At 37.1% G+C, this 22,523-nt stretch carries 17 protein-coding genes, 15 tRNA genes and 1 rRNA gene; 31 read left to right on the top strand and 2 right to left on the bottom strand.

The genetic code is table 11. The features are described 5' to 3' along the window. Nucleotides 1-58: 58 nt before the first annotated feature. The 31 genes from rrf (at nucleotide 59) to FHY47_RS16675 (ending at nucleotide 19,824) form a co-directional block, all read left to right on the top strand. A 5S ribosomal RNA gene (rrf, locus tag FHY47_RS16825) occupies nucleotides 59-175 on the top strand. 11 nt (nucleotides 176-186) lie between these two features. Then, nucleotides 187-261: transfer RNA gene (locus FHY47_RS16820), tRNA-Asn, on the top strand. A gap of 5 nt (nucleotides 262-266) precedes the next feature. Then, nucleotides 267-358: transfer RNA gene (locus FHY47_RS16815), tRNA-Ser, on the top strand. A gap of 18 nt (nucleotides 359-376) precedes the next feature. Next, nucleotides 377-451 (top strand) — tRNA-Glu (locus tag FHY47_RS16810). Between the two features lie 8 nt (nucleotides 452-459). Then, nucleotides 460-535: transfer RNA gene (locus tag FHY47_RS16805), tRNA-Val, on the top strand. Nucleotides 536-562: 27 nt separating this feature from the next. After that, nucleotides 563-636: transfer RNA gene (locus FHY47_RS16800), tRNA-Met, on the top strand. Nucleotides 637-641: 5 nt separating this feature from the next. After that, a tRNA-Asp gene (locus tag FHY47_RS16795) sits at nucleotides 642-718 on the top strand. A gap of 16 nt (nucleotides 719-734) precedes the next feature. Beyond that, nucleotides 735-810: transfer RNA gene (locus FHY47_RS16790), tRNA-Phe, on the top strand. Nucleotides 811-855: 45 nt separating this feature from the next. Then, nucleotides 856-928: transfer RNA gene (locus tag FHY47_RS16785), tRNA-Thr, on the top strand. A gap of 11 nt (nucleotides 929-939) precedes the next feature. Next, nucleotides 940-1,023 (top strand) — tRNA-Tyr (locus FHY47_RS16780). An 8-nt stretch (nucleotides 1,024-1,031) separates the two neighbouring features. Then, nucleotides 1,032-1,105 (top strand) — tRNA-Trp (locus FHY47_RS16775). Nucleotides 1,106-1,114: 9 nt separating this feature from the next. Beyond that, a tRNA-His gene (locus FHY47_RS16770) sits at nucleotides 1,115-1,190 on the top strand. A 52-nt stretch (nucleotides 1,191-1,242) separates the two neighbouring features. Then, nucleotides 1,243-1,317, top strand: a tRNA-Gln gene (locus FHY47_RS16765). 7 nt (nucleotides 1,318-1,324) lie between these two features. Next, nucleotides 1,325-1,399, top strand: a tRNA-Gly gene (locus tag FHY47_RS16760). Between the two features lie 8 nt (nucleotides 1,400-1,407). After that, nucleotides 1,408-1,481, top strand: a tRNA-Cys gene (locus FHY47_RS16755). A gap of 7 nt (nucleotides 1,482-1,488) precedes the next feature. Then, nucleotides 1,489-1,570: transfer RNA gene (locus tag FHY47_RS16750), tRNA-Leu, on the top strand. Between the two features lie 383 nt (nucleotides 1,571-1,953). Then, entirely contained in the window at nucleotides 1,954-3,228 is a 1,275-nt protein-coding gene (gene codB, locus FHY47_RS16745) for a cytosine permease (protein ID WP_140462301.1), read from the top strand. After that, on the top strand, nucleotides 3,212-4,477 hold the full coding sequence (gene codA / locus FHY47_RS16740; RefSeq protein ID WP_148631206.1) for a cytosine deaminase: 1,266 nt from the start codon (nucleotides 3,212-3,214) through the stop codon (nucleotides 4,475-4,477). Before codB ends, codA begins: the two co-directional genes overlap by 17 nt. 1,103 nt (nucleotides 4,478-5,580) lie before the next feature. Continuing rightward, on the top strand, nucleotides 5,581-6,924 hold the full coding sequence (locus FHY47_RS16735) for an ABC transporter substrate-binding protein (RefSeq protein WP_148631204.1): 1,344 nt from the start codon (nucleotides 5,581-5,583) through the stop codon (nucleotides 6,922-6,924). A gap of 92 nt (nucleotides 6,925-7,016) precedes the next feature. Next, nucleotides 7,017-7,958, top strand: coding sequence for a carbohydrate ABC transporter permease (locus FHY47_RS16730; RefSeq protein WP_225983650.1), 942 nt, complete (start codon nucleotides 7,017-7,019; stop codon nucleotides 7,956-7,958). Then, nucleotides 7,958-8,800 carry a carbohydrate ABC transporter permease gene (locus tag FHY47_RS16725; protein WP_066102847.1) on the top strand — a complete coding sequence of 281 codons (843 nt, stop codon included), beginning with the start codon at nucleotides 7,958-7,960 and terminating at the stop codon, nucleotides 8,798-8,800. The genes FHY47_RS16730 and FHY47_RS16725 overlap by 1 nt, the downstream gene beginning before the upstream one ends. Before the next feature lie 27 nt (nucleotides 8,801-8,827). After that, entirely contained in the window at nucleotides 8,828-9,487 is a 660-nt protein-coding gene (locus tag FHY47_RS16720) for a DUF624 domain-containing protein (RefSeq protein WP_066102844.1), read from the top strand. Nucleotides 9,488-9,732: 245 nt separating this feature from the next. Next, nucleotides 9,733-9,990, top strand: coding sequence for a hypothetical protein (locus tag FHY47_RS16715; protein ID WP_066102841.1), 258 nt, complete (start codon nucleotides 9,733-9,735; stop codon nucleotides 9,988-9,990). A 59-nt stretch (nucleotides 9,991-10,049) separates the two neighbouring features. Next, on the top strand, nucleotides 10,050-11,564 hold the full coding sequence (arfA, locus tag FHY47_RS16710; protein WP_148631202.1) for an arabinosylfuranosidase ArfA: 1,515 nt from the start codon (nucleotides 10,050-10,052) through the stop codon (nucleotides 11,562-11,564). Between the two features lie 328 nt (nucleotides 11,565-11,892). Then, the gene (gene xylA / locus FHY47_RS16705) at nucleotides 11,893-13,224 is read left to right on the top strand and encodes a xylose isomerase (RefSeq protein ID WP_148631200.1); all 1,332 of its coding nucleotides are present in this window, start codon (nucleotides 11,893-11,895) and stop codon (nucleotides 13,222-13,224) included. A gap of 66 nt (nucleotides 13,225-13,290) precedes the next feature. Then, a complete protein-coding gene (gene xylB / locus FHY47_RS16700) occupies nucleotides 13,291-14,790 on the top strand; it encodes a xylulokinase (protein ID WP_148631198.1) in 1,500 nt (499 codons plus the stop codon). A 299-nt stretch (nucleotides 14,791-15,089) separates the two neighbouring features. After that, nucleotides 15,090-16,712 carry an aspartate 4-decarboxylase gene (gene aspD, locus FHY47_RS16695; RefSeq protein WP_148631196.1) on the top strand — a complete coding sequence of 541 codons (1,623 nt, stop codon included), beginning with the start codon at nucleotides 15,090-15,092 and terminating at the stop codon, nucleotides 16,710-16,712. 303 nt (nucleotides 16,713-17,015) lie between these two features. Next, nucleotides 17,016-17,708, top strand: a complete 693-nt coding sequence (locus tag FHY47_RS16690; RefSeq protein WP_148631193.1) for a DUF969 domain-containing protein — start codon at nucleotides 17,016-17,018, stop codon at nucleotides 17,706-17,708. Continuing rightward, a complete protein-coding gene (locus FHY47_RS16685; protein ID WP_148631191.1) occupies nucleotides 17,708-18,637 on the top strand; it encodes a DUF979 domain-containing protein in 930 nt (309 codons plus the stop codon). The genes FHY47_RS16690 and FHY47_RS16685 overlap by 1 nt, the downstream gene beginning before the upstream one ends. A 30-nt stretch (nucleotides 18,638-18,667) precedes the next feature. Further along, a complete protein-coding gene (gene pcp, locus FHY47_RS16680) occupies nucleotides 18,668-19,309 on the top strand; it encodes a pyroglutamyl-peptidase I (RefSeq protein ID WP_066102816.1) in 642 nt (213 codons plus the stop codon). After that, complete coding sequence (locus FHY47_RS16675) at nucleotides 19,309-19,824, top strand: gamma-glutamylcyclotransferase family protein (protein ID WP_077247998.1); 516 nt, start codon at nucleotides 19,309-19,311, stop codon at nucleotides 19,822-19,824. The genes pcp and FHY47_RS16675 overlap by 1 nt, the downstream gene beginning before the upstream one ends. A gap of 139 nt (nucleotides 19,825-19,963) precedes the next feature. Here the strand turns inward: FHY47_RS16675 and FHY47_RS16670 are convergent, their stop codons facing one another. Both FHY47_RS16670 and FHY47_RS16665 read right to left on the bottom strand, forming a co-directional pair. Beyond that, a complete protein-coding gene (locus FHY47_RS16670; protein WP_066102813.1) occupies nucleotides 19,964-20,650 on the bottom strand; it encodes a YoaK family protein in 687 nt (228 codons plus the stop codon). 316 nt (nucleotides 20,651-20,966) lie between these two features. Next, on the bottom strand, nucleotides 20,967-22,445 hold the full coding sequence (locus FHY47_RS16665; protein ID WP_140462306.1) for an amino acid permease: 1,479 nt from the start codon (nucleotides 22,443-22,445) through the stop codon (nucleotides 20,967-20,969). Between the last annotated feature and the right edge of the window lie 78 nt (nucleotides 22,446-22,523).

Genomic DNA, 22,523 nt, shown 5'->3' with positions numbered 1-22,523 from the left:
ATTTCTCTTGAAAAATGTCAGAAATACGATATAATAATAAATGTCGCTGACAAAATCGTCTGGTGACGATGGCGAAGAGGCCACACCCGTTCCCATTCCGAACACGGAAGTTAAGCTCTTCAGCGCCGATGGTAGTTGGGACGCGAGTCCCTGTGAGAGTAGGACGTCGCCAGGCATTATAATTATTCCGCAGTAGCTCAGTGGTAGAGCATTCGGCTGTTAACCGAACGGTCGTAGGTTCGAATCCTACCTGCGGAGCCATAAATGGAGAGCTGTCCGAGAGGTCGAAGGAGCACGATTGGAAATCGTGTAGACGGTCAACGCTGTCTCAAGGGTTCGAATCCCTTGCTCTCCGCCATAATAACTCACAATAATTGGCCCCTTGGTCAAGCGGTTAAGACACCGCCCTTTCACGGCGGTAACACGGGTTCGAATCCCGTAGGGGTCACCATTTAATGTGGAGGATTAGCTCAGCTGGGAGAGCATCTGCCTTACAAGCAGAGGGTCGGCGGTTCGATCCCGTCATCCTCCACCATAAAAACTAGTATCACACTCACATTGGCGCGGGGTGGAGCAGTCTGGTAGCTCGTCGGGCTCATAACCCGAAGGTCGCAGGTTCAAATCCTGTCCCCGCAATAAATGGTCCGGTAGTTCAGTTGGTTAGAATGCCTGCCTGTCACGCAGGAGGTCGCGGGTTCGAGTCCCGTCCGGACCGCCATTTACATAATGAAGTTGGCTCAGTAGCTCAGTCGGTAGAGCAAAGGACTGAAAATCCTTGTGTCGGCGGTTCGATTCCGTCCTGAGCCACCATTATTAATTAAAATTTAACAGATAATGATTTTCCCTAAATATTATGCCGGTGTAGCTCAATTGGTAGAGCAACTGACTTGTAATCAGTAGGTTGGGGGTTCAAGTCCTCTTGCCGGCACTCTTAATATCGGAGGGGTAGCGAAGTGGCTAAACGCGGCGGACTGTAAATCCGCTCCTTCGGGTTCGGCAGTTCGAATCTGCCCCCCTCCACCATTCATTATAGGGGCATAGTTTAAAGGTAGAACAGAGGTCTCCAAAACCTCCAGTGTGGGTTCAATTCCTACTGCCCCTGCCAATAAATATGGCGATTGTGGCGAAGTGGTTAACGCATCGGATTGTGGTTCCGACATTCGTGGGTTCGATTCCCATCAGTCGCCCCATTTTTAGATTAAACTCGAATAATAGCTTATACTAACTAATAAATTTAATTGTTGGGCTATAGCCAAGTGGTAAGGCAACGGACTTTGACTCCGTCATTCGTAGGTTCGAATCCTGCTAGCCCAGCCAACTTAATGCGGAAGTAGTTCAGTGGTAGAACATCACCTTGCCAAGGTGAGGGTCGCGGGTTCGAGCCCCGTCTTCCGCTCCAACAAATTTGGCGGCATAGCCAAGTGGTAAGGCAGAGGTCTGCAAAACCTTTATCACCGGTTCAAATCCGGTTGCCGCCTCCAAAATCTTGCCGGTGTGGCGGAATTGGCAGACGCGCACGACTCAAAATCGTGTTCCGTAAGGAGTGTCGGTTCGACCCCGACCACCGGTATCATTAGATTAATTCTTGCCAAGATTAATCATTAAAAAGACTCCCAAATGTTGAATTAAAACATTTGGGAGTCTTTTTTTGTATAAGAGTAGCAAATCGAAATAGATACCGGAATCTTTATACATTCCCTTCAAATCCCTCCATCTATTACCATTGGACTATCTGAGATAATCTGTTAATATAGATTTAATTTAAATTGAGAACCTTTAAGAGCAGTCCAGAGAGGCTGACAAGGTGGGCGATACTTTGTTTGGAGAACGTATTTATACACATAATATATTATTGTGTGAATAATACGGTTATTTCTGACACCTTCCACTTGTCACTTTATGGCAAGTGGTTTTTTTTTGCTCACCAAGACTAATAACTTGGGAGGAAACAAAATGCAATTAAAAGACAAAGATTTTTCATTTCAATCAGTACCTGAAGCAAAACGTAACAGCTTTCTGAAAATGCTTGTTGTTATGCTTGGCTTCACATTCTATTCAGCAAGTATGTGGGCTGGTGGATCATTAGGTGAAGGATTAACATTTATGCAGTTGATTGGTGTCATCTTATTAGGAAACCTTATATTAGGAGCATTTACCGGTGCATTAAGTTATATTGCAGCAAAAACAGGATTATCGACTCACTTACTGGCACAATATAGTTTTGGTGAAAAAGGAGCATATATCTCTTCATTCATGTTATCTGCAACCCAAGTCGGATGGTTTGGTGTAGGGCTAGGAATGTTTGCCTATCCGGTTTCTAAATTAACTGGCCTCCCACTGGTACCGATTGTCATCATTACAGGGATTTTAATGACAGCAACTGCTTATTTCGGTATGAAAGCTTTAACAATCTTAAGTTTTATCGCTGTACCGGCTATTGCGATTTTTGGATCAACGAGTGCAGGAATGGCCATTTCAGATATGGGAGGAATGGAAGCGCTCATTGCTTATAAACCTGAAACTTCATTAACATTAGCAGCAGCTTTAACGATTACAATCGGTTCATTCATTAGTGGTGGTACATTAACACCCGACTTTGCACGCTATGCAAAATCAGGAAAACATGCTGTAACAACAACTGTCATTGCCTTTTTCTTAGGAAATACATTAATGTTCCTATTTGGTGCGATTGGTGTAATAGCAACCGGTCACAATGATATTTCAGATGTAATGATTTCACAAGGCTTACTATTGCCGGCTGTTTTAGTGCTCGGATTAAACATTTGGACAACAAACGATAACTCCCTGTACGCATCTGGACTTGGTTTTGCAACCATGTTCAAGAAGCCAAAGGTATTTATGGTTATGATGAACGGTACGATTGGTACGGTATTTGCCATCGTACTTTATAACAATTTCACAAGCTGGCTGACATTCCTAGGATCCACTCTGCCGGCTATTGGATCAATTATTATTGTGGATTTCTTCTTTATCCAAAAAAGACAATATATTCAGTATGAGCAGGCAAACATTGCAAAAGTACATGTTCCAGCCATCATTGCATGGGCTGTTGGTGTCATCTCGGGGTTAACATTGCCGGGAATCGCTTCACTAAACACATTATTGATTACAGGAATTGTTTATGTAGTTGCTGTTAAGCTAATGAAAACAACAGTTGTTACGGTAAGGGAAGAGGAGGTAGGATGCTATTATGAAAAAGTGGGCTAATGCTGCAATCTTCGGAAGAGAAGGCCTTTGGGATTTACTAATAGAAAATGGTTCATTTTTAAAGATTGTTGAGGCAGGTACAGGTGAATTTGACAGCTGTGAAACAATTGATCTAAGTGGAAAGCTGGTTTGTGCGCCATTTATTGAACCTCATATTCATCTAGATACTACTTTAACGGCAGGCCAACCACGTTGGAATGAAAGTGGGACTTTATTTGAAGGTATTCAATGTTGGTCTGAACGCAAAGATTCCTTAATAAAAGAGGATGTAAAAGAGCGTGCAAAGAAAGCCCTTAGCTGGCAAATTGCTAACGGAATAGGTGCTGTGCGTACACATGTCGATACAACGGATCCTTCTTTAGTAGCATTAGAAGCTATGCTTGAAGTGAAAGCAGAAATGAAAGACTTTGTTGATTTACAAATTGTCGCTTTCCCGCAGGAAGGTCTAATATCTTATCCAAATGGGTTGGAGCTAGTAGAGGAAGCCTTAAAAATGGGTGCTGATATTGTTGGGGGAATCCCTCACTTTGAATTTACGCGTGAAGACGGAGTTCAATCGGTTCGCGAGATTTTTAAATTGGCCATGAAATATGACAAGCCGATTGATATTCATTGTGATGAAATTGATGATGAGCAGTCTCGCCATGTGGAAGTTGTAGCACGTGAAACGATTATGAATGATTACCAAGGTCGTGTTACAGCAAGTCATACGACGGCAATGGGATCTTACAATGATGCCTACGCATATAAATTAATGCGTGTACTTAGACTTGCCGAATTGAATTTCGTAGCAAATCCATTAGTGAATATTCATCTGCAGGGGCGTTTTGACACGTATCCAAAACGTCGTGGCTTAACACGCGTAAAAGAGCTTGATCAAAACGGATTAAATGTTTGCTTCGGTCATGATGATATTATGGATCCTTGGTATCCAATCGGAAACGGGAATATGCTTCAAGTATTGCATATGGGCTTACATGCTTCACAGTTAATGGGCTATAGTGATATTGCAAACAGTTTACGTTTTGTGACTGGTAATAGTGCTAAAGCATTGAACCTTAAAAATTACGGTATTGCAGAAGGAAATCCAGCAAACTTCGTTGTGCTGAATGCGGAAGATGGTTACCATGCCCTTCGCCTGCAAGCAGAGATTCTATACTCTGTTCGAAACGGTAAAGTGATTGCTGAAACGAAGCCTCACGAGACGAACATTTTTCTGCAAGGTCAAAAGAACATTACCTTTATGTAAGTAAAAGTGAAGACTATCATCAGTTAATGAACTGCCCCTGAAACGGTAGACACGGATTTACCTCTTCAGGGGATTTTTTGAGTGAATGTATATGATGAACAACGTATTGAAGCGGTTAAAAGATACATAAATGGCTCTGAAACATAAGAGAAAGTTCGAAAATGAAATTAAACACGGGAGTTATCAAAAAACGAAATTTATATATGAAACGTAGTGCCATCTTCCGGATTGTGGAAAATTCTCGAAGCAGGTAGGTTAATCTTAATAAAATATAAAAAAGCCAAGGGCAAATTCTTAGCTTTTTTTCCGATTATTGAGTGGGATGGATGGCTGAGAATTCTTTTTTGATTTGTATGATTGCTTTAGTTTTTTCTCCTTTTGTTACCTCGGATGATAAAGAACCAGGGCCTCCACTACGTTCATAATAGACTTTCCCATCAACCTCTCTCTTTTTCTGATTATCCTCTAAATATATTTCGAATTTAACCTCATCATTTTCTGGTAATGTATTTTCATAATAGTAAATATATAATTCTTTTGCTTAGTTCGCTTTCAATTTCTATAAAAGCAACTACAGTGGGATATCCACCACTTCCTGTAGGTCCATAGGGGAAAAAGACTCCATAATCAAAATTCTTATCGATGATCTTAGTAATTTTCTTTCTAATTGAGATTGATTCATAGAAGTTATGTTTTTCATATCTTCCTTAATGAACGATTTTATAATTATATTTTATCAAAATGAAGGATTCTCTCGCATTAGAAAATGGAAAATAATAGTTTTAATGATGTTCGTAACTGAATTCAGATTAATTGACGATGAGTAAGGTATATGAATGTTGGACATTTACTCACTATTCGCATGATTAGTAGTAATCGAATGGAACGTTATTCACCGAGTTGTTTGTATAATATTCAAAATATTAAAAAAGTAAGTTGACTTGTACAAACGAGTGGAATATGATGGTAAAAAATGAATACGCTTACAATAATAGAGCTTGTTTTAAAAGAGTAAAAGACTAAAGGAGGTTATAAATAGCTTGTAATTTAAAGGATTGACTAGGTTCAAATGAGTATAAACCATAAAAATTGAGGTGTATAGAATGAGCGTGTTAAGTGCTGGTAAACGTAAGATAATGACTCTTGTTTTGGCATTAATACTGGTTTTGTCCTTTTCATTGGCTGGCTGTAGTTCAGGTGACTCCCCTTCTGATGCTAAAACAAAAGATGGAAAAGCTCAATATACCATGTGGACATTTGTACAAGTACATGCTGATTATTGGAAAGATGCAGCTGAAACCTGGAATAAAAATCATCCTGATGAACAAATTAATTTGAAAATAAATGTTCTTCCTTTTGATCAGATGAATCAAAAGTTACAGGTAGCATTAAATTCTGGTAATGGTGCTCCAGATATCGCGGACGTAGAAATTGGACAATTCGCTAAATATACAAAAACAAACAAGCCTCCATTTGAAGATATTACAAATGAAGTAGAACCATATAATGAAAACTTAGTAAAAGGACGCACAGATAATTATACGGTAGATGGCAAAGTCTATGGTCTGGATTATCATGTAGGGACAACTCTTGTTTATTACAATATGGATATCATGAAAAAAGCGGGGGTAGATCCATCCACTATTAAAACTTGGGATGACTATGTGGAAGCAGGGAAAGTGGTTAAAGAAAAGACGGGTATATATATGACTTCTGTAGAAACAAGTTCCCAATTTGTATATACGGCAATGGTTGCTCAACAGAAAGCAGATATGGTAAGAGATGATAAGTCTATTTTATCCGAGGAAGCCAGTGTAACTGCTGTACAAACTCTTCAAGATATGGTCTACAAACATAAAATTGCTAAAACGGCAGAAGGCGGCCATCAAGATATTGAAGAATATTATGCAGCCTTTAATAAAGGTAAGTATGCTTCAGTGGTCATGCCAGCGTGGTATATGAGTCGTATGGTAAGCTTTATGCCTAAATTAAGCGGAAAAATAAAAATCCAGGGTTTACCAATATTTAAAGAGGGAGATCTCCGTTCGGCGGGACTTGGAGGAACAGCTACAGTTGTCACAAATCAAGCGCATGATAAAGATTTACTTAAGAAATTTGTAGTTGAATCCAAGGCCAGTGAAGAAGGATCTATTAAGACTTGGACAATACTTGGTTTTGATCCAATTCGATCAGATGTATGGCTGAGTCCTGAAATGGAAAAACCGAACAAATACACAGATTATTTCGGAACTGATATTTTTAAACAAATGGCAGTATTGAAGGATGAGGTAGGAACATTAAGTTTTACCCATAATAGTTATCCGATTATTATTGATGAGTTACTCACGAATGGTATGCCAAAAATGATGACTAAACAGGCGGACGTACAAAAAACTTTGGATGCTGTTGATAAATCTGCCAATAAACGAATTAAAGCAGGTAAATAATGTTTGCAATCTAACAAATTAAGGAGGGAACATTCTCTTCTTAATTTGTTGGATAACATTTTGGTATGAAGAGGGATAAGGGGGGAATGAAGATGACGAACGATATTACGGCACAAATAAGTCCAAAGAGCAAAAGTCCATTAAAAAGAGAAAAAAAGAAAATAAATATGCAGAAGATAGCTCCATATCTATTTGTCTCCCCGTTTATTATTGTATTTTTAGTGTTTTCTTTATACCCTTTTATAAATTCGATTATTATGAGTTTCCAAAGAATTTCAGGTTTCGATGAAACGACATTTATAGGTTTAGAGAATTATAAGCGGTTGTTTGCAGATCCTGTATTCTATAAAGCTTTATGGAACGTTACCAGGTATACATTTTGGACTATTTTAATTTTAATCCCATTACCACTCTTGCTGGCTTTAGTGATGAATAATAAAAATACTAAATATAAATATTTTTTTAGATCAATTTTCTTTATACCAGTATTAACATCTACGGTAATTGTAGGGCTGGTATTTAAATTTGCTTTCAGCAAAGAACCTACTGGAGTATTCAACAGTTGGCTTAGTTACCTTAACATAGGTCCGATTGATTGGCTTAATAATTCAGGGACAGCTATGTTTGCACTTGTAATAGTATGTGTGTGGAGATGGCTTGGTGTAAATATGATTTATTTTTTATCTGGGTTACAAAATATCCCACGGGAGTTGTATGAATGCGCTGAAATTGATGGCGCAAGTAAATGGGATAAATTTAAAAGTATAACATTGCCAATGATTAAACCAATTACTACTTATGTTTTAACTATATCTATACTCGCAGGCTTTTCATTATTTAATGAAACTTATGTGTATTGGGGAGCACAGTCTCCAGATAATATTGGAACAACTTTCTTAACATATATTTACAAAACAGCCTTTAGCGATGGGGATTTCGGGTATGCATGTACGCTTGGAGTAATAATGTTTGTGATTGTGGTTGCAATAAATTTGATTCAAGTTTCAGTAAGAGGCTTATTTAAGGAGGATTAATGATGAAGGCCAAAAAAAGAGTATCAACCTTGATCACAACCCTAATACTTAGTGTTATCGGATTTATTATACTGATTCCTTTTTGGTTTATGTTAGTCTCCTCCTTTAAAGAATCCTCAGATATTTTTGCACAGGGTTTAAATATACATATAGATTTATCCAGTATCAACTTTAGTAACTATGGAAAATTGTTTACTAATAATAATGGTATATTTCTATCCTGGTTTAAAAATAGTGCACTAATAACAATTATACAAACAGTTTTAGTACTGATTTTTTGTTCAATGGTAGGTTATGGTTTGGCGCAATATCGTTTTAGAGGCCGAAATTTTATTTTTATGCTTGTCTTGATTATGTTGATGGTTCCGGGTGATATTTTATTAATTCCGTTATATAAGCTAGTTACAAATTTAGGCTTAATGGATACTTACGCAGGGGTGATATTACCAGGAATAGTTCCGCCTGCTACAGTGTTTTTCTTTAGGCAATATGCAATTGGGATTCCAAATGATTATGCTGAGGCCGCTAGAATAGATGGGGCGGGAGAATTTCGTATTTTCTCGCAAATATATGTACCGATGATGAAACCGGCTTTTGGAGCAATGACTATTATGACTTCCATGGGAGCTTGGAATAATTTTCTTTGGCCATTGATTGTTATGAGGTCAGATGAGAATTTGGTTATACCTGCAGGGTTATTAACTGCAATGACACCATATGGTAATAACTATGATATCGTCTTTTCGGGCTCGATCATGTCTATTATTCCTATACTTATATTATTCTTATTCAATCAAAAATCTTTTATATCAGGAATGACTGTTGGTGGGGTAAAAGGTTGATAGTGTCAGTAAATGAGGTGTTTTTTGATGGCAAATAAAAGCTTTTTAATCAAAACTACAAATATTGTCTGGAGTTTATTTGTGGTAGGTATTTGTGCTTTGTTAACGAGTGGTATTCTGATTTTTTTATTGCTATTTGTAAAATTCCACTTAATTACACTTCCCTTATATTTAATTGCTTTTTTGTTAATTGGCCCAACAATGGGGGCGATATTCCAAACTATTTTTAAAATGCTTTTTGAAACTGAAATTAGGGTCGTGAGAAAATATTTCTATTACTATAAGAAAGATTTCAAAGATTCCTTAAAACTATGGATTCCATACAGTGTATTAATACTGATTTTGTGTGCAGATATTGATTTTCTGGCCTCCAACGAAAAAGGCGCATATTTGTTACCTATGTTATTTTTAATCCTTCTTTTATCAATGATTAGTTATGTCTATTCACTCATTCTATATAGCCGCTTCATTATCAGGATGAGAGACATTATAAAATACTCCCTTTATTTAGTCATCAATCGCCCGGTACAATCTTTATCTATTGTTATATTAATCTTTATCCTGTATCAATCGTTTAAATATTTTGGCAACTTTGCGATATTTTGGGGAGTCCCGATGTTTGCAGCGTGTACTGTCTTGTTAGTGAGAAATGTGTTACTACAGATTGAAATGAAATATGTTCAATAAATAGATTGAAGAATACTATCATGCATATTACAGAAATCTGTTGAAGAAATATGGCTCTTAGTGAGGGATTCGGCAATTTATGAATGTGAGTTAAAAGTGAAATGATCCGATCTATCGTTTAAAACCAGAAAGCATTTAGAAATTGGAGGAGGATTGAGCGAATACGAAAATTATCACAACTGACATTTCATGTCGATCGTTACGGTAGAGATTGAAAGAGGTGAAAGAATGAATAGGAGAAATATTTGAAAAGCTGTTCAGGAAGTATCAAAGTCAGTGAAGATCATATTCAATCTTTAATTAAGGAAGCAGATTTAAATAAGTTCAATATTGTATCCGATGAATTATATAAAGCAAGGGTAGAAATATGCAAACAATGTTCTTCTTTTCAATATGGGACAACCTGTTCTTACAGCCGGTCAATCATTCATTATCAAGCGAAATTTAAAAGTCAGACTTGTCCGTACCCAAGGGAATCAAAATGGGCAATGATAACGATCTGATTTGAACATATTGTACTTATATAAGTTAGGCTAGTACAAACAAAATGGAGGGATTGTAAATGGCAGCCAATAAAGCAAAAATGATTCTAGAGAAAGATTTTAAAATCGCTGAAATTGATAATCGTATATATGGTTCATTTATTGAACATTTAGGCAGAGCTGTATATGGAGGTATTTATGAGCCTACTCATCCTCAGGCAGATGAAAATGGCTTTAGAAAGGATGTTCTAGAATTAGTAAAAGAACTAAAAGTGCCGTTAGTCCGATATCCTGGAGGGAATTTTGTCTCCGGCTATAATTGGGAGGATGGTGTGGGTCCTAAAGAAAAACGCCCAAACCGCTTAGATCTTGCATGGAGTACTACAGAAACAAATGAAATGGGTACCAATGAATTTATGAAATGGGCTAAATTGGTGAATGCAGATGTAAATATGGCTGTTAATTTAGGTACGAGGGGAATTGATGCAGCTAGAAATTTAGTGGAATATTGCAATCATCCTGGAGGCTCTTATTATAGTGATTTGCGCATCTCGCATGGTGTAAAAGAACCCTATAATATAAAGACATGGTGTCTTGGCAATGAAATGGATGGTCCTTGGCAAATTGGACATAAGACCGCTGCTGAATATGGAAGAATAGCTCAGGAAGCAGCAAAGGTGATGAAGTGGGTAGATCCAAGCATCGAATTGGTAGCATGTGGAAGTTCGCATAGAGCGATGCCTACATTTGCTGATTGGGAAGCAACGGTATTAGATTATACATATGACCATGTTGATTTCATCTCTCTTCATCAGTATTATGGGAATCGAGACAATGACCTATCCAATTATTTAGCTTTATCTTTAGAAATGGATGATTTCATAAAATCAGTTGTCGCCATTGCTGATTATATTAAGGCGAAAAAACGTGGTAAGAAAACTATAAATCTATCTTTTGACGAATGGAACGTTTGGTATCACAGTAATGAGCAGGATAAACAGATTGAACCTTGGAGTATTGCGCCTCCTCAATTAGAGGATATATATACTTTTGAAGATGCGCTCTTAGTTGGATGCATGTTGATTACGTTGCTGAAGCATGCGGATCGAGTTAAAATTGCCTGTCTTGCGCAGTTAGTGAATGTCATTGCGCCGATTATGACAGAAAATAACGGACCTGCTTGGAAGCAAACTATATTCTATCCTTATATGCATACTTCCGTTTATGGACGGGGTATTTCGTTAAATCCGATTATTACTAGTGATAAATACGATAGTAAAGATTTTACGGACGTCCCATATTTAGAGTCTACAGCGGTTTATAATGAAGAAGAAGATACATTAACTATTTTTGCGGTTAATCGTCATCTTGAAGAAGGTTTGGAGCTAGAGGTAGATATACGTAATTTTAATGAATATGAGGTAATCGAGCATATTGTTCTAGAAAATGAAAATATTAAACAAACCAATTCAGCACACAAAGAGACAGTAAAACCACATTCCAACGGGAATGCAAAATGTGAGGAAGGTAAAGTAATAACGATTCTGCCGAACTTGTCATGGAACGTCATTCGTTTAGCAAAACAGAGGTATTAGTATTAGAAAAGCCGCCATATTTCTGAATCTAGAAAATATGGCGGCTTATCTAGTATTATTTGAAGCAAGTAAGTACTTTATAGCTGTTCACAAATTGAGTGAGAGTTGTGGATTTAAAACAAGATCGATAGAAGAAAGAAGTATTTCTACATTTTCTCAATTAGACAGCTAATTTTGTTGTATACTTTGTTTATCTATTAGACAAACAAAGTATAAAGTGCTACAATGCTAATTAATACAGGTTGCAGATTAAGAATTTAGAGACTCATATTTTGTAAGCATTTACATAAACGATCTGAAACCTAAAAAATTTGGGAGGCATGCCACAATGGCTTATTTCGAAACTGTTAATAAAATCCAATATGAAGGCGCTTCATCTAAAAATCCTTTAGCATTTAAGTATTATAATCCAGAAGAAATGATAAATGGAAAAACAATGGAAGATATTCTCCGATTCTCAGTTACCTATTGGCACACGTTCACAGCAGATGGAACAGATCCATTTGGTGTTGGTACAGCGATTCGCCCATGGAATAATCTCAAAGGTTTAGATTTAGCAAAAGCCCGTGTGGAAGCGGCATTTGAACTCTTTGAAAAATTAAATGTTCCTTATTTTGCTTTCCATGATGTAGATATCGCTCCAGAAGGAAGCACATTAAAAGAAACAAATGAAAATCAGGATATTATCGTAGCAATGATTCAGGAATACATGAAAACAAGTAAAACAAAGTTGCTTTGGAATACAGCAAATATGTTCACAAATCCTCGTTATGTACATGGTGCTGCCACTTCTCCAAATGCTGATGTATTTGCCTATTCAGCTGCGAAAGTAAAAAAAGGCTTAGAAGTAGCGAAGGAACTTGGCGCTGAAAACTATGTGTTTTGGGGCGGTCGTGAAGGCTACGAAACACTCCTAAATACGGACATGAAGCTTGAACAAGATAACTTGGCTCGCTTCTTCCATATGGCAGTTGACTATGCGAAAGAAATCGGTTTGAATGTTCCTTTCTTGATTGAGCCAAAACCTAAAGAACCTACAAAACACCAATATGATTTTGATGTGGCGACTAGTATGGCTTTCTTGCAAAAATATGATCTGACAGATTATTTCAAGTTCAATATTGAAGCTAACCATGCAACTCTTGCTGGCCATACATTTGAGCATGAGTTAAGAACAGCTCGTATCAATGGAATGCTTGGATCAGTGGATGCAAACCAGGGGGATACACTCCTTGGATGGGATACAGATGAATTTCCGACTGATCTTTATTCTAATACATTAGCAATGTATGAAATATTGAAAAATGGAGGTTTAGGCAAAGGTGGTTTAAACTTCGATGCAAAAGTACGACGGGGTTCATTTGAGCCAGAGGATCTTTTTCATGCCCACATCGCTGGTATGGATGCATTTGCTATTGGATTAAAGGTAGCAAACAAGCTTATTGAAGATAAAGCTTTAGATAGCTTTGTTGAGGAACGCTATAGCAGCTATCAAGAAGGCGTTGGCTTAGATATCGTTGAGGGCAGAACCAACTTCCGTGAATTAGAAAAGTATGCTCTTCAATTAACTGAGATTAAGAACACATCTGGAAGAACAGAGCGCCTGAAAGCCATCATCAACCAATATTTATTAGAAACACTATCAAGCGTACACGTTTAATCTATTAATCTTACAAAGTGCTGGAAGCCTTTCCTCCAGCACTTTTTTTAGAAAAGGATGATAAGGATGAAATATGTTATTGGTGTAGACCTCGGAACAAGTGCAGTGAAAATCTTACTGGTGAATCAGCGTGGAGACGTATGTATGGAAGTAGCAAAGTCATATCCGCTTATTATTGAAAAATCTAGTTACAGTGAACAAAACCCGGAAGAATGGGTTGAAAAAACAACAGCAGGAATAGCGGAATTAATTCACCAGTTCGATGGAGATGTAAATGATATCGAGGGGATCAGTTTCTCGGGTCAGATGCATGGTTTAGTTTTACTAGATGAAGATAATCAAGTCTTAAGAAATGCAATTTTATGGAATGACACGAGAACGACAAGGCAATGTCAGGAAATATACGATGTTATGGGGAGTAAACGTTTATTAGAAGTAACGAAAAACCCTGCATTAGAAGGCTTTACCCTGCCTAAAATTCTCTGGGTAAAAGAAAATGAACCAGACATTTTCAAACGTGCCAGATTATTTGTGCTCCCAAAGGATTATTTACGCTACCGTCTAACTGGAAATATCCATATGGACTACTCCGATGCTGCAGGAACGCTATTACTGAATGTGGCGGAACGGGAATGGAGCCAGGAAGTATTGGCGGCATTTGGTCTATCCTCTGATTTTTGCCCACCATTAGTGGAATCACATGATTTCGTAGGTACAGTAACAGCTGAATTTGCCCAAAAAACAGGATTGACTGAAGCGGTAAAAGTGTTTGCAGGCGGAGCTGATAATGCATGCGGTGCGATTGGTTCCGGAATTTTAACACCAGGAAAAACGTTAGCAAGCATTGGTACCTCTGGTGTCGTACTATCTTATGAAGAAAGAAATGACCAAGATTTTAATGGGAAAGTTCACTATTTTAATCATGGTGAAGAAAATGCTTACTATACAATGGGTGTGACGCTTGCGGCTGGCTATAGCTTAAGCTGGTTTAAGGAAACGTTCGCGAAGCAAGAAGATTTTGATCAATTTTTGGCTGGAGTGGAAGAAGTACCTGCAGGCAGCAATGGTCTATTATTTACGCCATATATTGTCGGTGAAAGAACACCACACGCAGATGCCACTATTCGCGGTAGCTTTATTGGCGTTGATGCATCTCATGATCGGAAATATTTTGCCCGTGCGGTTCTGGAAGGGATAACGTTCTCTCTAAACGAATCAATTGAAATTTTCAGGGAAAATGGTAAGACGATTAATTCAATAATCTCTATTGGCGGCGGTGCCAAAAATGACACATGGCTGCAGATGCAAGCGGATATTTTCAATACGAAAATTGAAAGACTGACAAGCGAGCAAGGTCCAGGAATGGGAGCGGCGATGCTTGCAGCGTATGGATGCGGTTGGTTTGCTTCATTAAACGAATGTGCCAATCATTTTATTCAAGTTGCAAAATCCTATGATCCGATTCAAGAAAATGTCGAGACGTATAAGCGATTATTTAAGGTATATCAACAGGTATATACTCAAACGAAGGGGCTTAATGAGCAACTTGAAGAATATAGAAAATAATTAATGGTAATGGTGTTATTTGGGTTTTGAAGTGCCAAAGGTGATGTTGTAATCCTTTTCTAACTGCTAGTAAAAGTAAATAATATTCGTAAAATAAGTCGGACTATTAAATCTGACTTATTTTTTTGATTAATAGGTCAGATTTTTTTGTAATGAGAGAGAAAGTTCTAACCGTTATTAAATTTTTATAGGTCCCTCAATATTCTGTTAATGAGAGAAATAAATGAGTTCGATTATATTCCACGTGTACTTGTGGAATACTTTTTATATGGTTTTAGCAGTTTATTAGGAGGATCTTGATGGATGAACTAAAAAAGGAAAGTCATCAATTGGAGAAAATAAGTCCGTTTGAGTTAAAAGATAAGCTCATTGATCTTGCAAAAGGAAAAATGAGAATCACTAGAACTATGCTGGATGCAGGACGGGGGAATCCTAATTGGATTGCAGCGACACCTCGAGAAGCGTTTTTTGCTTTAGGGCAATTCGCTGTTACAGAATCGAGGCAAGTATGGGATGATGGCAATTTAGCGGGGATGCCAAGTCGGATAGGAATTGCAGAACGTTTTAATAAATATGTTGAGGCCAATCAGCAAGTTCCAGGAATTCATTTGCTGAAAGAAATTATTCAATACGGTATCAAAAATAAACAGTTTGAGCCAGATACATGGGTCTATGAATTAGTAGATGGAATTATTGGTGATAATTACCCGATTCCGGATCGAATGCTTGTTAGAACTGAACAGGTTGTACATGATTTTTTAATTAAAGAGCTATGTAATGGTGATTCGTCGGCTGGTCCGTTTGATTTATTTGCTGTTGAAGGAGCAACGGCAGCGATGTGTTATATATTTGATACGTTATTTAAAAATTATTTGCTGCCCAAAGGATCTAAGATTGCGGTGATGGTTCCAATTTTTCCGCCTTATATAGAGATTCCAGAGCTTCCTAACAATGATTACGAACTTGTGAAAATTGAAGCAACCGAATTAAACAATGAAGGACAGCATACATGGCAATACCCTGATGAAGAAATAGAAAAATTAAAAGATACGGACATTAAAGCACTTTTTTTAGTAAATCCGAGCAATCCGCCTTCAGTTTCTTTGGAAAAGAAATCCACAGAAAAAATCATACAAATCGTGAAACAAGATAATCCAAATCTTATGATAATTTCAGATGATGTATATGGTACTTTTGTTGAAGGGTTCCGTTCCTTAATGGTGGATTTACCATTCAATACAATTGGGGTCTATTCATTTTCTAAATATTTTGGTGTGACAGGCTGGCGATTAGGGACGATTTCCATAAATCGATCCAATGTCTTTGATAAATTAGTCGATGATTTACCAGAAGAAACGAAGGAGGTTCTACATAAAAGATACGCTTCGCTTACACGGAATCCAGAAAGTCTTACGTTTATCGATCGAATAGTTGCAGATAGCAGAGCCGTTGCGATGAATCACACAGCTGGATTATCGACACCACAACAAGTACAAATGGCTTTATTTTCAATTTTTGCAATGCTCGATACCAATAATGAATACAAGAAAAAAACAATAGACATTTTACATCGGAGGATGAATTTATTATACAAAGGTCTTGGTTTACCTAAGAAACATTTGCCCAATGATGCAGATTATTATACAGAAATCGATTTGGAAATCTGGTGTAATCATCATTTTGATAAAGGGTTCACCGATTACCTGAAAAAGAATTATAACCCGGTTGATATTTTATATCGCCTTGCAGAAAACTCATCGATAGTATTATTAAGCGGCGAAGGATTTTCAGCACCAGTATGGTCCATTCGTGTATCTCTTGCTAATCTAAATGATGAAGACTATTTGCATATTGGCCAAGAGTTAAAAAATGTACTCGAAAAGTATGTGATGGAATGGAAAGAGAAAATGGGAAATATCTAAATTAAAGCGTCTAAATTTCAGGAATTTTACTAATGCTATGAAGGTTCATTAGTCATATAATTATTATTTCTGTATAATAGTAATCAAAGCCTTGCTACGAAATTATGTAGCAAGGCTTTTTAAGTTATTTATTATTCTGTCATTTCATTTCTGTCATCTATTATTGATAATAACCATATTTTACTCCTTTACCAGATTAAAATGTTGAAGTATATTTATACGTGTTATTTACAATGTTAAAAGATGACTATATAATTATAAATTATTGTAGAATAACAAAAATGTTAGAATGGGAGAGTAGTAATGGAACTATTAGGGATCTTGATTATAATAATAGGATTTGCACTAAAGTTAGATACCATTGCAGTAGTAGTTGTAGCAGGTATTTCGACTGGACTTGTGGCAAACATGAATATCGTAGATATACTTAATACACTTGGAGAAGCATTTGTATCAAATAGAGTAACTTGTTTATTTTTGATTACCATTCCTGTTATAGGGTTGAGTGAAAGATACGGATTAAAAGCCAAGGCAGTTATGCTTATTAAAAAAGCAAGCAGTTTATCAGTAGGAAAATTACTGAGTGGTTATACGTTTATAAGAGAAGTAACGATTGGTATGGGCGTAACACTTGGTGGACACCCACAATTTGTTAGACCTTTAGTAAGCCCAATGGCAGAAGGTGCAGCCGTTGCTAAATACGGAGATAAGGTCGACGAAAAAGATATTGAAAAAATAAAATCATACTCAGCAGCATCTGATAATATCGGTAATTTCTTTGCACAAAATGTATTCATCGCAAATGCAGGTGTACTTTTAATTGCATCTACACTGGAAGGGCTAGGCATGCAGGTAGATACACTTGAAGTAGCGAAAGTTTCAGTACCAGTTGCCGTTATTGCATTCATATTCTGGACTGCTCAAAATTTATTATTCGATAGAAAAATGACGCAAAAATATTCTAGTAAAAATGGAGAAGGACGAGGTGAACAATAATGGATATAACACAAATCTCTAATCTTTTATTAGAACTCTTTTATATTATAATCGGTTTATTCATGGGAGTTACCATGGTATTTACTTTAAAGGATAAAAACCACAAAACAAGAATCGGTACAGCTATGTTTTGGGGAATACTAGCCGTAATTTTCATACTTGGAAACTATATTCCAAGTACGATAGTAGGTATTTTAGTAGTTCTTATCGCTGTATTATCGGCAACTAAGCAAATAAATATTGGAACGTTAAAACAATTAGATGAGACATTCGCTAACCTAAAAGCAGAAAAATTAGGCTTGAAAATTTTCATCCCATCACTGTCTATCGCAGTTATAGCCATGCTTGTGGCTCAATTTACAAGTTTCCCTGGAACGGTAGCGATTGGCATAGCATCAACAATAGCATTAGTATTAACGTTTATATTAACTAAAGCTACTTCTAAAGAGCTATTAGAGGATACAAATAGAATGTATCAATCAATTGGAGCATTTGCGATTCTGCCTCAATTATTAGCTTCATTAGGCGTATTATTTACGACAGCGGGTGTAGGCGATAAGATTGCATCGATTATTTCGAATGTGATCCCAACAGGTAATGCATTGGTAGGTGTAGCAACTTATTGTGTAGGTATGGCTTTATTTACAGCTATCATGGGTAATGCATTTGCCGCATTTGCTGTAATAACGGCTGGAATCGGTGTTCCGTTTGTATTTGCTATAGGCGGAGACCCCCTTATCTGTGGAACTCTGGCATTAACAGCTGGATACTGTGGAACATTAATTACACCTATGGCTGCGAACTTCAATATGTTACCAGCTGCATTGCTTGAACTAAAAGATAAGAATTCAGTCATAAAGGCACAAGCTCCAATCGCTTTAACATTATTAGTTGTTCATATATTTATGATGTATATTTGGGGATTTTAAGATAAAAAACTTACAATAGGAGAATAAATTATGAAAGTATTAATAACTGGATTTGATGCATTCGGAGGAGAGCCAGTAAATCCAGCTGAAGAAGCTGTTAAAATGGTAAACAACAAAATCGCAGGAGCAGAGGTTATTAAGGTCATTATACCGACGGTTCAAAATAAATCTGTTGAAGCAATAGAGAATGCAATAGAACAGCACAAGCCGGATATTGTCATATCAGTAGGGCAGGCAGGAGGAAGATTTGATATAACTCCTGAAAGAGTTGCTATTAACCTGGATGATTATAGAATTAAAGATAACGAAGGTAATCAACCAATTGATGCAGTTATCCAACCGGATGGTCAACCTGCTTATTTCTCAAACTTACCAGTAAAAGCTATGGTTAAACATATGAGTGAAAATGGAATCCCGGCAACGTTATCAAATACAGCCGGAACATTTGTATGTAACCATGTAATGTACGGAATTCTTTACATGATTGATAAGAAGTATCCAAATATAAAAGGTGGATTTATTCACATCCCTTATATGACTTCTCAAGTGATGGATAAGAAAAATACTCCGTTTATGTCGTTAAATGATATTGTAAAGGGCTTGGAACTGGCTATTGAAGCTTGTGTTATCTATGACGAAGATATAAAAGCAATCGGCGGAGAGATTTGTTAATGAGTCGGATCAATCTTTTTGTTTATGGAAGCTTACGGGAAGGGTTTTTCAATTATAATAAGTATTTAGCTAATAAGGTCATTGAGAAAAAAGAAGCCAAATTAGAAAATATGAAATTATATCATATGCCGTATAAAGGTTATCCTGCTATTACATTTGGTGAAGATGTAGTATGGGGAGAAATCATGGTCATAAAAGAAGATTGTTACGAGGATACAATGAAGGCAATGGATGAGATGGAGGGATACATTAGTGAAAATAATCCCGAAAATGAATACCATAAAGTAGTGCTGGAAGTAGAAAATCTTCATACCCATCAAAAAGAAAAATGTTTTGTTTATTTCTATAACAAAGACAAAGATTCAATTTTTGAGAGTAGTACCATTTATATTCCGCATGGTGATTGGAAAGAATACATGATAAGTGGAAATTTACAAAAAGAGCTTTCTCCAAATAAGAATATTTTAATCGGGATGGCTAAAGAAGAAATGCGAGAAAGCTATGTTTATAGCTGAGCTTTCTAATGAAATCCGAGTATTAAACAGCTGTGTAAAAGCAGCTGTTTTTCTTTTTTTGTTTTTTGATCTGGAATTAAAGAATTTCACCTAACCCTATCTCTTGGTAAGGTGTTGAAAACTAGCATTTTTCATTAGGTCAGGAGGTATTATTGTCCTCCATAAATCCTTTATTTTTATGATATAAAATAACGGTGAGCAGGATAATACTGGCTGCTATCCAGATGGCTGTGTTCCCCATATGAATACTGGAATAGGTCCCAACTAATGCACCAAAAATAAAGGAGAGTATAATGGCGGAAAACCCTTTAAATTTTCTTTTTGATTCTGAATCACGATCTATAAAGGCGCCGTAAAAAGCTGAAGAGGCAGTTCGCAGATTTCCGGTTGTGATGGTTGAATTGTAGCTCCAATTTTCCAATTTGTTAAAGGTAGCGATTTGCAGGGAGGATACAAAGGCAATGCTCATAGTGACAATCATATTCGGTACACTTCCTGGTAACCAACCGACAATAAATAAAATGACACACTCCAGTATTAAAACTGCTCGTCTATGCATATCGTGTTTGTCTTTGATGTATTCGGCTGTTAACACGCCGGCAATAAAAGCTAAAAAAGGCGGTACATTCTGAATGGCTGCACCGTATTTTGTGCTGGCTGCTCTCACCGCAAATAAAACGGTATTTCCTGTTTGTGCAGTTGCAAAAACTCCGTCCCTTGTAACGTATGTATAAGCATCTAAAAACCCACCTACTAATGCCAGGATCATTCCCATAACTAAGGAATTAGCTGATAATGAAAGAAATTTTCTTATTCTATGTTCCATATATATCTCCTTACGACCAGCCCATTTTTAGCAAAAAGGAAGAGAACGTGGCTTTTATGAAAATGATTCCACATACCTACTTAGATTATTCAAAAAATCTTGAATGTCATTATCCGAAAAATAAGTGGATGAGGAAACGGATGCGATTTTTTTGCATTTTAGATGGACGGAGAAGCTAACTGCTACTAAAGAATGTAAATGATTTATTACGCACTATTAGACCGTTTGCTCGAGGAAGAGGGGAGATGAAATAGAGGGAGTTATCTTTGCAACGAATGAAGAACCTCCATTAGTAACTAGAGGTTCTTCATTCTTTTTAGGCTTTAATTTTCTTTACATTCATTTCTTTTAGAGAAACAACTTTTGTTTTCTTACTATATTTATATCCAAACCACAAAATTAGAAATAGCGGAAGACTGATATAGGATACTAATAAACCGTACCAATCTATAGTACCGCCAAATAAGGCATCGGTATTTTGGCCAAGTATGATCAGGGTACATAGTGTGGCAGCAGCGAGCGGTGCGAACGGGAACCATTTTGCTTTATAAGGAAGATCATTTACATCATATCCCTGAGCCACATATGCTCTGCGAAAACGATAGTGGCTAATGGCGATGCCAAGCCAGGCAATAAACCCAGATAAACCGGCTGCATTAATGAGCCAGACATAAACCACACCATCTCCAAAAAATGAACTTAAAAATGCCAGACAGCCAACCAGGCCAGTAGCAATTAAGGCATTGATGGGTACACCTTTTTTGCTCAATTTTCCAAGGAATTTTGGAGCATGTCCTCTTTCTGCTAAGTTCCATAGCATTCGGGCTGCTGCATACATTCCTGAGTTACCTGCTGAAAGAATGGCGGTCAGGATGATTGCGTTCATAACAGATGCAGCAAAGGCAATGCCAGCGCGCTCAAATAGAAGAGTGAAAGGACTTTTTACGACACTATCGGTAGCAGCAAGGTCCGGAGTAGTATAGGGAATCACTAAACCGATGATTAAGATAGAAAGAATAAAGAAAATTAAAATCCTCCAAAAAACTGAATTTACAGCTTTAGGAATAGTTTTTGCTGGTTCCTTACTTTCTCCGGCCGTAATCCCAATAAGCTCTGTCCCTTGAAATGAAAAACCAACGACCATAAAGACTCCTAATATAGCCATGATTCCTCCATTAAAAGGTGCATCATCAACTGTGAAATTCTTGAATCCAATGGCTTCTCCGCCCATAATTCCAAATATCATCAAGACACCTGTACCAATAAAAACAATAATGGCAATTACTTTTATTAATGAGAACCAATATTCTGACTCTCCGAAGCTTTTAACAGAGAGAGCGTTTAGTAGAAAAATAATGAGAAGAAATAATCCACTCCATAATGCTGAAGGGCTATCAGGAAACCAAAACTTCATTATTAACACAATCGCTGATAGCTCTGCTGCAATCGTGACTGCCCAACTATACCAGTAATTCCAGCCAAGTGCGAAGCCAAAGGCAGGATCGACGAACTTTTCTCCATAGATACTGAATGATCCCGCAACGGGCATATGTGCGGCCATCTCTCCCAGACTTGTCATTAAAAAATATACCATTATACCAACAATTGCGAAGGCAACAAGGGCACCGCCAGGACCGGCAGCATGAACTGTATTTCCACTAGCCAGAAATAATCCCGTACCAATCGTTCCGCCGAGAGAAATCATTGTTAAATGCCTGGTTTTTAAATCTCTTTTTAATTTTCTTTTCTTTTTACGTTTATATATAGGTGATGTTTCTTTAATGGCAGGTTCCATTATTATGCCTCTTTCCTTCTTTATGTCATTTATTAATTAGTAGTGTTATATACCAATTTAGCAAGCAAGCTTAAACAT

The organism is Bacillus sp. E214 (assembly GCF_008087365.1).
Lineage (GTDB): Bacteria > Bacillota > Bacilli > Bacillales > Pradoshiaceae > Pradoshia.
Note: the sequence above shows the minus strand (reverse complement) of the source record. Positions and strands in the feature narration are given on the sequence as shown.

Excerpts from the sequence above, each read along its gene's own strand:
- codB (WP_140462301.1), top strand. The coding sequence starts at position 1,954 with ATGCAATTAAAAGACAAAGATTTTTCATTTCAATCAGTACCTGAAGCA.
- codA (WP_148631206.1), top strand. The coding sequence starts at position 3,212 with ATGAAAAAGTGGGCTAATGCTGCAATCTTCGGAAGAGAAGGCCTTTGG.
- FHY47_RS16735 (WP_148631204.1), top strand. The coding sequence starts at position 5,581 with ATGAGCGTGTTAAGTGCTGGTAAACGTAAGATAATGACTCTTGTTTTG.
- FHY47_RS16730 (WP_225983650.1), top strand. The coding sequence starts at position 7,017 with ATGACGAACGATATTACGGCACAAATAAGTCCAAAGAGCAAAAGTCCA.
- FHY47_RS16725 (WP_066102847.1), top strand. The coding sequence starts at position 7,958 with ATGATGAAGGCCAAAAAAAGAGTATCAACCTTGATCACAACCCTAATA.
- FHY47_RS16720 (WP_066102844.1), top strand. The coding sequence starts at position 8,828 with ATGGCAAATAAAAGCTTTTTAATCAAAACTACAAATATTGTCTGGAGT.
- arfA (WP_148631202.1), top strand. The coding sequence starts at position 10,050 with ATGGCAGCCAATAAAGCAAAAATGATTCTAGAGAAAGATTTTAAAATC.
- xylA (WP_148631200.1), top strand. The coding sequence starts at position 11,893 with ATGGCTTATTTCGAAACTGTTAATAAAATCCAATATGAAGGCGCTTCA.
- xylB (WP_148631198.1), top strand. The coding sequence starts at position 13,291 with ATGAAATATGTTATTGGTGTAGACCTCGGAACAAGTGCAGTGAAAATC.
- aspD (WP_148631196.1), top strand. The coding sequence starts at position 15,090 with ATGGATGAACTAAAAAAGGAAAGTCATCAATTGGAGAAAATAAGTCCG.
- FHY47_RS16690 (WP_148631193.1), top strand. The coding sequence starts at position 17,016 with ATGGAACTATTAGGGATCTTGATTATAATAATAGGATTTGCACTAAAG.
- FHY47_RS16685 (WP_148631191.1), top strand. The coding sequence starts at position 17,708 with ATGGATATAACACAAATCTCTAATCTTTTATTAGAACTCTTTTATATT.
- pcp (WP_066102816.1), top strand. The coding sequence starts at position 18,668 with ATGAAAGTATTAATAACTGGATTTGATGCATTCGGAGGAGAGCCAGTA.
- FHY47_RS16675 (WP_077247998.1), top strand. The coding sequence starts at position 19,309 with ATGAGTCGGATCAATCTTTTTGTTTATGGAAGCTTACGGGAAGGGTTT.
- FHY47_RS16670 (WP_066102813.1), bottom strand. The coding sequence starts at position 20,650 with ATGGAACATAGAATAAGAAAATTTCTTTCATTATCAGCTAATTCCTTA.
- FHY47_RS16665 (WP_140462306.1), bottom strand. The coding sequence starts at position 22,445 with ATGGAACCTGCCATTAAAGAAACATCACCTATATATAAACGTAAAAAG.